The organism is Pseudomonas sp. QC2, assembly GCF_002859085.1.
In the GTDB taxonomy this organism is placed as follows: domain Bacteria; phylum Pseudomonadota; class Gammaproteobacteria; order Pseudomonadales; family Pseudomonadaceae; genus Aquipseudomonas; species Aquipseudomonas petroselini.
This window is the reverse complement of record NZ_PKKS01000022.1, coordinates 135,524-146,922: the sequence shown is the minus strand read 5'-3', so window position 1 is coordinate 146,922 and position 11,399 is coordinate 135,524. Positions and strand designations below refer to the sequence as shown.

At 58.2% G+C, this 11,399-nt stretch carries 10 protein-coding genes and 1 pseudogene; 5 read left to right on the top strand and 6 right to left on the bottom strand.

Annotated elements, in window-relative coordinates; translation table 11 throughout:
* From QCBJ_RS20700 to QCBJ_RS20680, 5 genes are all read right to left on the bottom strand, one after another.
* Positions 1-649: electron transfer flavoprotein subunit beta/FixA family protein (locus QCBJ_RS20700; RefSeq protein ID WP_102061524.1), on the bottom strand; the 649-nt coding region annotated here is incomplete at its 3' end.
* Positions 650-693: 44 nt separating this feature from the next.
* The gene (locus QCBJ_RS20695; protein WP_256581549.1) at positions 694-1,500 is read right to left on the bottom strand and encodes an ABC transporter permease; all 807 of its coding nucleotides are present in this window, start codon (positions 1,498-1,500) and stop codon (positions 694-696) included.
* Between the two features lie 26 nt (positions 1,501-1,526).
* A complete protein-coding gene (locus tag QCBJ_RS20690; protein ID WP_102061519.1) occupies positions 1,527-2,789 on the bottom strand; it encodes an ABC transporter permease in 1,263 nt (420 codons plus the stop codon).
* Positions 2,790-2,848: 59 nt separating this feature from the next.
* The gene (locus tag QCBJ_RS20685) at positions 2,849-3,877 is read right to left on the bottom strand and encodes an ABC transporter substrate-binding protein (RefSeq protein ID WP_102061518.1); all 1,029 of its coding nucleotides are present in this window, start codon (positions 3,875-3,877) and stop codon (positions 2,849-2,851) included.
* A 38-nt stretch (positions 3,878-3,915) separates the two neighbouring features.
* Positions 3,916-5,007 (bottom strand): ABC transporter ATP-binding protein, encoded by a 1,092-nt coding sequence (locus tag QCBJ_RS20680; protein ID WP_102061517.1) that lies wholly within the window; start codon positions 5,005-5,007, stop codon positions 3,916-3,918.
* Positions 5,008-5,337: 330 nt separating this feature from the next.
* Between QCBJ_RS20680 and QCBJ_RS20675 the strand changes: the two genes are divergently transcribed.
* The 5 genes and pseudogenes from QCBJ_RS20675 to QCBJ_RS30810 all read left to right on the top strand — a co-directional run bounded on the left by QCBJ_RS20675 (position 5,338) and on the right by QCBJ_RS30810 (position 10,679).
* Entirely contained in the window at positions 5,338-6,075 is a 738-nt protein-coding gene (locus QCBJ_RS20675; RefSeq protein WP_034103269.1) for an SDR family NAD(P)-dependent oxidoreductase, read from the top strand.
* A 46-nt stretch (positions 6,076-6,121) separates the two neighbouring features.
* Positions 6,122-7,573 carry an NADP-dependent succinate-semialdehyde dehydrogenase gene (gabD, locus tag QCBJ_RS20670; RefSeq protein WP_102061516.1) on the top strand — a complete coding sequence of 484 codons (1,452 nt, stop codon included), beginning with the start codon at positions 6,122-6,124 and terminating at the stop codon, positions 7,571-7,573.
* Positions 7,574-7,593: 20 nt separating this feature from the next.
* Positions 7,594-8,700 carry an NAD(P)/FAD-dependent oxidoreductase gene (locus QCBJ_RS20665; protein ID WP_102061515.1) on the top strand — a complete coding sequence of 369 codons (1,107 nt, stop codon included), beginning with the start codon at positions 7,594-7,596 and terminating at the stop codon, positions 8,698-8,700.
* Between the two features lie 101 nt (positions 8,701-8,801).
* A pseudogene (locus QCBJ_RS30815) lies at positions 8,802-9,821 on the top strand (cache domain-containing protein); the annotation flags it as partial.
* An 18-nt stretch (positions 9,822-9,839) separates the two neighbouring features.
* Positions 9,840-10,679: a methyl-accepting chemotaxis protein gene (locus tag QCBJ_RS30810; RefSeq protein WP_371916681.1), complete on the top strand. Its 840-nt coding sequence runs from the start codon at positions 9,840-9,842 to the stop codon at positions 10,677-10,679.
* A gap of 69 nt (positions 10,680-10,748) precedes the next feature.
* Here the strand turns inward: QCBJ_RS30810 and leuD are convergent, their stop codons facing one another.
* Positions 10,749-11,393, bottom strand: coding sequence for a 3-isopropylmalate dehydratase small subunit (leuD, locus tag QCBJ_RS20655; protein WP_102061513.1), 645 nt, complete (start codon positions 11,391-11,393; stop codon positions 10,749-10,751).
* Between the last annotated feature and the right edge of the window lie 6 nt (positions 11,394-11,399).

The following is an 11,399-nucleotide window of genomic DNA, read 5'->3' as shown; positions in this document are numbered from 1 at the left end:
CGGTGGAAACGCCCAAAGCATCCGGAGTCAGCACTTCAAGAGGCTTCTTCTTGGCTTTCATGATGTTTGGCAGGGACGCATAACGCGGCTCGTTCAAACGCAGGTCGGTGGTGACGATGGCCGGCAGTTTGAGCGAAACCGTCTGCGCGCCGCCGTCGATTTCACGGGTCACCGCTACGCTGTCGCCGTTCACTTCGACTTTCGAAGCAAAGGTGCCCTGGCCGTAACCGGTCAGGGCAGCCAGCATCTGGCCCGTCTGGTTGTTGTCGCTGTCGATGGCTTGTTTACCGAGGATCACCAGTTGAGGCTGTTCCTTGTCGACAACAGCTTTGAGCAGCTTGGCCACGGCCAGGGAGGTCAACTCTTCAGCGGACTCGACCAGGATAGCGCGGTCGGCGCCCAGCGCCATGGCGGTGCGCAGCTGCTCTTGAGCAGTGGTCGGTCCGATGGAAACCACGACGATTTCAGTCGCCACGCGCCCTTCTTTTATAGAGCGCTCTTTCAAACGAACAGCCTCTTCCACGGCAATTTCGCAGAAAGGGTTCATCGACATTTTTACGTTTGCGAGGTCGACGCCAGAGTTGTCCGCTTTGGCGCGAACCTTGACGTTATAGTCGATCACTCGCTTTACAGAGACTAGGACCTTCATCAATTACCTCAGTAAGCACAGCCAGGGTGGGTCGGGATAACGTGTCAAACGGTACTGCTGCCGCGAAGTTTTTCGTTGCGCCGACGCAACCACTCCATCAGCAGTAACAGCACGGCAGACGCGCCTACCATCAAGGTCGCTGCCGCAGCGATGGTGGGATTGAGGTTCTCGCGAATGCCTCCAAACATTTGCATCGGCAACGTGCGTTGTGCAGGGCTGGCCAAAAACAGCGTCACCACCACCTCATCGAAGGAGGTCGCAAACGCGAACAAGGCCCCACTGATCACGCCGGGCGCAATCAGCGGCAGCATGACCTTGCGAAACGCCAACAACGGCGGCGCCCCCAAACTGGCGGCTGCACGGGAAAAATTCCGATCATAGCCCTGTAACGTCGCCGCCACGGTGATCACTACGAAGGGCACTCCCAGCGCAGCGTGAGCCAGCACCAGGCCAAGGTAGCTGTTGAGCAGATTCAATTGGGCGAAAAAAAAGTAGAGCGCCACCGCAATAATCACCACGGGCGCGATCATCGGCGAAATCAATACGGCCATCACCAGCCCCTTGCCACGGAACTCTCCGCGGGCGAGCCCCACGGCGGCCAGGGTGCCGAGCGCGGTGGCCAGCAACGTGGCAGCCGGTGCGATGATCAAGCTGTTGCGCAGCGCCCGCATCCACTCCTGGGAACCGAGAAACTCTTGATACCAGCGCAACGAGAAACCGCTCAGCGGGTAACTGAGAAACGACCCTTCGTTGAAAGACAGCGGCACGATCACCAGGATCGGCACCACCAGAAAGACCAACAGACTGAAGCTGAACACACTGAAGATCGGCGACCAGAGGCGCTCAATCATTGTGGAATGATGATTCATCGAACACCTCATGCACGCTGGGCGGGGTTGGCTGGACGGGTAATGCGCGAATACACCCAATACAGCAGCAGGACGATGATCAGCAGCTGGCTGCCCAGTGCCGCAGCCATCCCCCAATTGATGGTGGTGTTGGTGTAGAACGCGACGAAATAACTCAGCATCTGATCACCCGGCCCGCCCAGCAGCGCGGGGGTGATGTAGTACCCAATAGCCATGATGAAGACCAGCAGCGCTCCTGCCGTTACCCCCGCGAAGGTCTGCGGCACGTAGACCGACCAGAACGCGCGGAAGGGATGTGCACCGAGTGAAACGGCTGCGCGGACGTAGTTGGGGGAGATGCCTTTCATGACCGCATAGAGCGGCAGGATGACGAAGGGCAGCAGTATGTGGGTCATGGAGATGTAGACACCCACCCGGTTGAACACCAGCTGTAAGGGTTGCTCGATCAGTCCGAGGCCGATCAGTGAACTGTTGATCAACCCACCGTTCTGCAGCAGTACGATCCAGCCCGCCGTACGCACCAGCAAAGACGTCCAGAACGGCAACAACACCATGATCAGCAAAAGGTTGGCGCGACTGCTCGGTTGCTTGGCGAGCCAGTAGGCCACCGGGTAGCCGAACAGTACGCACAGTAGCGTGACCACACTGGCCATCCACAGTGTGCGCATCAGCACGGAGAGATACAGCGCCTGCCCCTTGGGCAGCTCGACAATATCGCCGCTCTGGGCATCCACCTGGTGATCGAACGCAGCCAGCACGTAATACGCCGTGAACGGGCGCCCTGCGCGCTGGATACTGCGCCAAGTACTCGGCTCCGCCCAAAGCGTCGATTGAGCGATCAGCGCCCGACTGATCGATTCGGCGTCGTTATCCGGCAACTTGCGCAAGGCCATGTTGAGGAGCGTGCGATAACGACCGTCTTCATAACCCAGCCGCTTGATCAAGCCTGGGGTCTGCCCCTCGGCCTTGGCTGTTTTCAGGTCCATCACCAACGACGAAAAGACTTTCTCATCCGGCCGGCTTTCGCCGTCCCAGTCTTGCAACGCCTGCAGCGTCGTGGGTAATGCCCGTTTGACTTCCGGGTTGTCGAGGCTCTTCCACAGTATGTTGCCGATCGGGAACACGAAGCTGATCAGTAGAAATATCAACAGCGGCGCGATCAGCAGTACGGATCGCTTACGGTAGGCACGTTCGGCATGCAGCAATCGCTGCTTGAGAGAGGCGCCCTTATCGGTTGAATGATCGATAGCCGTCAGGCTGACTTCTGACATGCTGGTCTCCAAGTATAAGGCTGAACCGGCTTCAAACAGATGAAACCGGTGGTGGCTGATTAGTTCGCCGCCCAGGCGTTGAAGCGTTGCTCCAGCTCTTCACCGTGTTCGATCCAGAAATCGGTATCCACCCCGCGTGCGCCTTTGAGGTTAGCGGGAGCGGTTGGCAAATCGGGGCGCACCTTGGCGTCGATCTGCGCAATGGCCAACGTGTTGGTCGGCCCGTAGGGAATGGTTTCGGCGAAGACTTTCTGGTTCTCGGGACGGTTGGCGAATGCGATGAACTGCTCGGCCAACGCCTTGTTCTTCGAACCCTTGACGATCGCCCAGCTATCCAGGTCGTAAAGACTGCCATTCCAGACGATCGAGAACGGGTGCCCTTCTTTCTGCGCTGCGGTGACGCGTCCGTTATAGGCGGAGGTCATGACCACGTCGCCGGAAACCAGCCACTGCATCGGTTGAGCGCCGGCTTCCCACCACTGGATACTCGACTTGATTTCATCGAGTTTTTTAAAGGCCCGGTCGACGCCCTCGGGCGTGGCCAGCACGCTGTAGAGCTGGCCCTGGGAAACGCCATCGGCCAATAAGGCAATTTCAAGGGTGAACTTCGCGCTTTTGCGCAGCGCACGTTTGCCTGGATAGGTATTCACATCCCAAAAATCCGCCCAACCGGTGGGGGCTTTGGCGAGTTTTTTGGAATCGTAAGCCAACACCGTGGACCAGATGAAAATGCCCGCCCCGCACTCACTCACCGCCGAATCGACCAGCTGTTTCTTGTCGCCCAGCTTTGCCCAGTCCAAGGGTTCGAACAGCCCCTCGCTGCACCCGCGCACCAACTCCGGACTTTCAACCTCGACCACATCCCAGCCGACCTGACCGGTCTCCACCATGGCTTTGATCTTGGCCATCTCGCCGTTGAACTCACCCGCCTCAATGTTGACGTTGTTCGCCTTGGAAAACGGTTGGTAAAACGCTTTCTCCTGGGCTTGCTTATTAAGCCCTCCGAACGACACAACCGTGAGCTGTTGAGCCTGCACCTGGCTTGCTACGCCAGCTATCAACGCCAATACCGCGATTTTCTTGAACATGGGAACGCTCCTCAGCAGTGTTTTGGGCAACGCTTTTTTTAGTGATGGGCCAATGGATCGAGCGCGCTGGCGTCGTGACTGAACCAGCCGACAGGCACCGTATGACCGGTCAGCCAGTCATCGTGCATTTCAGCGATAGGGACTTTTGCGGTAAACGCCTGATGCCCGACAACGTTGAGCCGCACCCGAACGTGATCGCCCAGATAAATCAGCTCCTCAATGCGTCCCGGGAGGCTATTGGCGGACGGTTTGTTCAGCCCGACCCGTTCAGGACGGATCGACAACGATGTGGAATCACCGGCAGACAGAACCGTAGTGGCGCGGGCGCCGACCTCGGAACCATCCGCCAGGCGCACGCGACACTCCGCCCCGGAAACCGAAACAACCGTCCCCGGCAGCGCGTTGTTTTCACCGATGAAGTGAGCCACGAAAGAATTGTTGGGGTGCTCATAGAGCGCTTTGGGCGTGTCGATTTGCTGAATCACACCATCATTGAAAACCGCGACACGGTCAGAGAGTGTCAAGGCTTCCGCCTGATCATGGGTGACGAACACCACGGTCAAGCCCAACTGGCGATGCAAGCGTCGGATTTCCAACTGCATCTGTTCACGCAGCTGTTTATCCAGCGCCCCCAAGGGCTCATCCATCAGCACCAGGCTGGGCTCGAACACCAGCGCACGCGCCAGTGCGATGCGTTGCTGTTGCCCACCGGATAACTGCGCCGGGTAGCGTTGCGCGAGGTGACCGAGCTGGACCATGTCCAATGCACGCTTGACCTTCACGTCGATATCGACGGCACTCATTCGCCTGACTTTAAGAGGGAATGCGAGGTTGCCCGCCACCGTCATGTGGGGAAACAGTGCGTAGTTTTGAAACACCATGCCGATCCCGCGCTGATGCGGTGCCACCGTATGTAACGGCTTGCCGTCGAGCAGGATTTCGCCTTCGGTGGGCGTTTCGAAGCCTGCCAGCATCATCAGGCTGGTGGTTTTTCCAGAGCCCGAAGGCCCGAGCAAGGTAAGGAACTCACCCTGCTGGATGTCGAGATCAAGCTTTTTGACCACCAACTGTTCGCCGTCATAGCTCTTCTGCACGCCTCTGAAGCGTACATAAGGGGGGGCAATGCTCATGGCTGCACCTGCTTATTATTGTTTTGAAAATGTCGTTCTGGGTTACACGGCTTCATTTTAAACACACCTTCATTAGTGATGCATCATGTTTTATATTTCATGTGCGCAGCATAAAGTGTGCCAGCTTGACCACAGGCGTTGGGTGCGAAAAACACTTGAACGCTGCCGTAACATCCAACGGGCCTGGCACTCGCGCGGTGCAATGAAAGGCGTGTACGCACCGCTTAGGTAGGCGCGCCGTGCGAAGGTAAAAAGAACCAGTTGACAGTACAGATGCTTTTAAACATGATGCATCAAACATCAACAAGCCATACCGATCGAGGACGTCCCATGAGTGAGAAAAAAACCCTGCTGCTGACAGGTGCCAGCAGAGGCATCGGGCATGCAACGGTCAAACATTTCAATGCCGCGGGCTGGCGCGTTTTCACCGCCTCCCGCCAAAGCTGGGCGACCGAATGTCCTTGGGCGGACGGTCAGGAGAACCATATCCATCTGGATCTCGAGGACATTGGCAGCATTGAAGCCAGCATCGACCTGATCAAAGAAAAACTCGGTGACGGCAAGCTGCATGCACTGGTCGATAACGCCGGCATGAGCCCTAAAGGACCGCAAGGCGGCCGACTCGGTGTGTTGGAAACCGACTATGCCACCTGGCTGCAGGTCTTTAACGTCAACCTGTTTTCCACCGCCCTGCTCGCCCGGGGTTTGTTCGCCGAGCTGAAAGCGGCGCAAGGCACCATCATCAACGTCACCTCGATTGCAGGCTCAAGAGTCCACCCGTTCGCCGGGGTCGCTTACGCGACGTCGAAAGCAGCCTTGTCCGCGTTGACCCGAGAAATGGCTTACGACTATGGGCAGCACGGCATTCGGGTGAATGCTATCGCCCCTGGGGAAATCGATACGTCGATCCTCTCCCCCGGCACCCAGGACATCGTTGAACGCAACATTCCAATGCATCGGCTTGGCAAGCCGGAAGAAGTGGCGTCCCTCATTCATTTCCTGTGTACCTCAGGTGCCTCCTACATCAATGGCGCAGAGATCCAGGTCAACGGTGGCCAGCACGTTTGAGCCGGTCATTCCTTTCCCTTTTGCGAAACGTCCAACCGGAGTTTTTATGAAATTGCGTGATAGCAGCCTGTTCCGCCAACAAGCCTATATAGCCGGCGTCTGGACCGACGCGGACAATGAACAGCACGTGGACGTGAACAATCCGGCGACAGGCGAAATACTCGGCCAGGTACCCAAAATGGGCGCCGCCGAGACCCGTCGCGCCATTGAAGCGGCGGAACAGGCGCTGCCTGCCTGGCGCGCCCGCACCGCCAAGGACCGAGCCACTGTCCTGCGCCGCTGGTTCGATCTGATCATGGCCAACCAAGACGATCTGGCCCACCTGATGACGCTCGAACAGGGCAAACCCCTGGCAGAAGCCAAAGGTGAAATCGCCTACGCCGCGTCGTTCATCGAATGGTTTGCCGAGGAAGGCAAGCGCGTGTACGGCGACATTATTCCGGGCCACCAGCCCGACAAGCGCTTGCTGGTCATCAAACAACCGATTGGCGTGACTGCCGCCATCACCCCGTGGAACTTCCCTTGCGCCATGATCACACGCAAGGTCGGCCCGGCACTGGCTGCGGGCTGCACCATGGTGATCAAGCCTGCTAGCCAGACACCGTTTTCTGCCTTGGCGTTGGCCGAGTTGGCCACCCGCGCTGGAATACCTGAAGGCGTGCTAAGTGTCGTGACCGGGTCAGCCGCGCAGATTGGCGCTGAACTGACCAGCAACCCAATTATTCGCAAATTGTCGTTCACCGGCTCAACGGAAATTGGTCGTCAACTGATGGCCGAATGTGCTCAAGACATCAAGAAAGTCTCGCTTGAACTGGGCGGCAACTCGCCGTTCATTGTGTTTGAGGATGCGGACCTGGACGCCGCTGTCGAGGGTGCGCTGCTGTCTAAGTATCGCAATGCCGGCCAAACCTGCGTCTGCGCCAACCGCCTGTACATCCACGACAGCGTCTACGATGCGTTCGCCGATAAATTGCAGAACGCGGTGTCGAAGCTGCGCTTGGGCAATGGGCTGGACGACGGCATCACCACCGGTCCGCTGATCGATGAAAAAGCGGTGCTGAAGGTGCAGGAGCACATTGCCGACGCAGTGAGCCAGGGCGCGCGCGTCTTCCAGGGCGGCAATCCCCACGCGCTGGGTGGCAACTTCTTCGAACCGACCATTTTGATCGACGTGCCCAAGACCGCCCTTGTGGCCCGCGAAGAAACCTTCGGTCCCTTGGCACCGTTGTTTCGCTTCTCCAGCGAAGCCGACGTCATTGCCCAAGCGAATGACACCGAGTTCGGCTTGGCGGCGTACTTCTTCGCGCGCGACCTGTCTCGCGTTTTCCGCGTAGCCGAAGCCCTCGAGTACGGCATCATCGGGATCAACACCGGGATTATCTCCACCGAAACGGCGCCTTTTGGCGGCATGAAGGCATCCGGGTTAGGCCGTGAAGGCTCCAAATACGGCATCGATGATTACCTGGAAATCAAATACATGTGCCTGGGCGGCATCTAAGCAACCAAAGGAGTCGTGACGTGAGTGTCGATATCGATTGCGTGGTAGTGGGTGCGGGTGTGATAGGGCTGGCGATAGCCCGCGAGATGGCCCAGGCAGGTAACGAAGTGCTGGTGATCGAAGCGGGAGAAGCAATCGGTATCGGCACGAGCTCGCGTAACTCAGAAGTCATCCATGCGGGTATTTACTACCCGCCGGGAAGCCTCAAAGCGCGTCTGTGTGTAGAAGGGCGACACGCACTGTATGCGTATTGTGCGTCCCGCGGCGTCAGTACGCGCCGAACCGGAAAGTTGATCGTCGCCACCACCGACGCGCAAGTGAGCCAGTTGCAATTGTTGTTGCAGCGAGGGCTCGAGAACGGCGTAGACGATTTGCGTCTGCTGGATCGCGCTCAAGCGCTCGCGCTGGAACCCGCGCTGCAGTGCATCGCGGCTTTGTATTCACCCTCCACCGGCATCGTCGACTCACACGCATTGATGCTGGCACTGCAGGGTGATGCCGAAGCGGCCGGCACCAGCATCGCCTTCCACGCACCGTTGCTCAGCGCCTGCGTAACAGCCGACGGCTTTCTGCTGAGCGTTGGCGGGGAGACGCCCACGGCGCTGACGTGCCGACGGCTCATCAACGCGGCAGGCCTCAACGCCCCGGCGTTGGCCCGGCGAATAGAAGGCCTGTCGCCCGACACCGTGCCGCAGGACTATCTGTGCAAAGGCAGTTACTTCAGCCTGGCAAAACGAGTGCCGTTCTCGCACCTCATCTACCCCGCACCGGACGCCGATGGTCTTGGCGTGCACATGACCGTAGACCTGGGCGGACAGGCCCGCTTTGGCCCGGACACGCAATGGATCGACGCTGAGGACTACCAGGTCGACCCGGATCGCGCGCGCGGGTTCTATGCGGCTATTCGCAACTATTGGCCTGAGTTGCCGGAGGGCAGCCTGCAACCCGGATACAGCGGCATCCGCCCCAAAATATCGGCCCCCGGCGAGCCCGCCAGCGATTTCCTCATCAGCAGCCGGCGGGAGCATGACGTCCCAGGCCTGATCAACTTGTTCGGCATCGAATCACCTGGGCTGACGTCCTGCCTGGCCATCGCCCGGCACGTACACGAGATGATTGAACACTAGCTGACGACCCCACTTCTACTTGTCGTATCCAGCACGGCAACACCGACAAGGTGCTGCCGGCGAAGCTGTGTGCGACCTCTATCTGCAGATGAGCATTGCCGATGAAATTCAGCCATAAAATACTGCTTGCTGCCGTCTCGGTTGTGACCTTGGCGTTCGCTTCATTTTCGATTTACAGCGTACAACTCCAAGAGAACTACATCTTGAGTGCGATTCAGGCGCGCCTGACCGAGACAGGCCAGAGCACTGCTAACCACGTGCGCAGTTGGTTCGAAGGGCGCGTCCTGATGATTCAGAACCTGAGTCAGAACATCGGCCTCGATCCCGCCCCGGAACACATCAAGGCACTGATCTCGCAACCGGCTTTGGCGGGCGAATTTCTGCAAAGCTTTATCGGCCTGGCGAACGGTACCGTGGTCATGGAACCAGTGACGACCCTGCCCGATAATTACGACCCGCGCACGCGGCCCTGGTACAAAGATACCGCGACCAGTAACACGCTGAACCTGAGCGAGCCCTACGTCAGCCAATCCACCCAGCAATTGGTGCTTTCCATCAATACGCCGCTGAACAGCAACGGCCGTCTGGTGGGCGTCGCCAGCGGCGACCTGAGTTTGGATGCGTTGGCGAAAATGATTGATAGCCTGGATCTCAACGGGCTCGGCTATGCCTTCCTGGTCAATGCCCAGGGCAAGATACTGGTAAGCCCGAACCGACAGGAGCTGATGAAGAACCTTACAGAGGTGTATTCCGACCGCCCTCCCCAGCTCGACCGCGCCCTGAACATCAGCCTGCAGGACGGGCACGAGAAAATCATCGGCTTTACGCCCGTTCGAGGCTTGTCGGGCGTCCAGTGGTACGTCGGGATCTCTATCGACCATGAAAAAGCCTACGCAGATCTAAGCGAACTGCGCCGATCCGCCGTCTTTGCCACGCTGATCACCGTCGCGATCATCATTGGATTGCTCGGTGGCCTCATGCACGTGCTGATGAACCCCCTGCGGACACTGGGCAAAGCCATGCAAGCCATTGCCGAGGGGGACGGCGACCTGACGGTGCGGTTGTCTGCACAAAACCGCGACGAGTTCGGTACTGTCGCGCAAGCCTTTAACAAATTTGTCGAGCGCGTGCATCGCTCGATGCTCGAAGTCGCTACGACCACCCGGCATATCAATCAGGTGGTCGAAGAGGTGCACAGTAGTTCGATTGTCTCGCTGGCCAGCTGCGATAAACAAAACCAGCGCAGTACCAGCATTGCGACTTCACTCAATGAGCTGGGAGCCACCGCGCAGGAAATCGCAAGGAACGCCTCATCCGCCTCGGTGCAAGCGTCGTCGGCAAAGTCTCAAGCGGTGGAGGGTCAGGTGGTACTGGCGAGGACACTGGCGGCGATCAAAGAGTTGTCTGAAAAAATCCGGCTCTCTTCCGGCAGCATAGAGGTGTTGAACGGCAGAACGGTCGACATCGGCAGGATTCTCGACGTCATCAAGAGCATTTCCCAGCAGACCAACCTGCTGGCGTTGAATGCGGCCATCGAGGCGGCACGTGCGGGAGAAGCCGGTCGCGGTTTTGCGGTGGTCGCAGACGAGGTCAGGAGCCTGGCCCACAGGACCCAATCGTCCGCCGAGGAAATTCAACAAATGATCGAAGAGCTTCAGTCGGACTCCCGGGCATCCGTGACCACCATGGATGAAAGTCAACAATTCAGTGCGCAAAGTATCGTGATTGCAACGCAAGCGGGAGAACGTTTTGAAGCCGTCACCCAAGGGATTACCCATATCGACGGGGTCAACCAGTCGGTGGCCGCAGCGACAGAGGAGCAGACCTCTGTGATCGAGTTGCTCAACGTCGATATCGTTGAAATCAACGCGCTTAACGAACAATCCGAGAACTGCCTGAATACCACGCTGGAGGCCTGCAAACAGTTACAACTGCAGTTTTCCGGACTGTCGCAGCTCGTGGGTTCGTTTCGCGTCTGAGGGCGATGCGATGACGGGCATGGCGTGCGTTAGTTGAGCACTCCATCCCGCAACTGTCAGGCGCAACCGTTACGAGCGATCAAATAGCCAGGGTTCGATTGCTCGACGCTGATGCTCAAAGCGTCGAATAGCGTCCGATTGAATCAAGGTCAGCCCGACTTCATCCAGGCCGTTGAGCAGGCAATGCTTGCGAAAGCTGTCCACCTCGAAGTGCAGCCGATTGTTGTCGGGTTCAACGATCTCTTGTGCCTCCAGATCGATCTCCAGCCGGTACCCGTCAACGGTTTCGACGGCGGTAAACAAGCGGTCGATGAGAGCGTCGTCGAGCACGATGGGCAATAGGCCGTTCTTGAAGCAATTGCCATGGAATATCTCGGCAAAACTCGGCGCGATGATTGCCCTGATACCCCAGTCTTTCAGGGCCCACGGCGCATGTTCACGGCTGGAACCGCAGCCGAAATTGCCTCGCGTCAGTAAGATTTCAGCACCTTCAAAACGCGGCTGATTCAGCGTAAAGCCCAGGTTGAGCGGCCGCTTGGAGCAGTCCTGGTAAGGCTCCCCGTGATCGAGGTACCTCCACTCATCAAACAGGTGCGGACCAAATCCGCTGCGCTCGATGATCATCAGGAATTGTTTGGGGAGGATTGCGTCCGTGTCGACGTTGGCGCGATCCAATGGCAGCACTTTGCTTTCGATTCGAGTGAATGTCTGCATGATTGC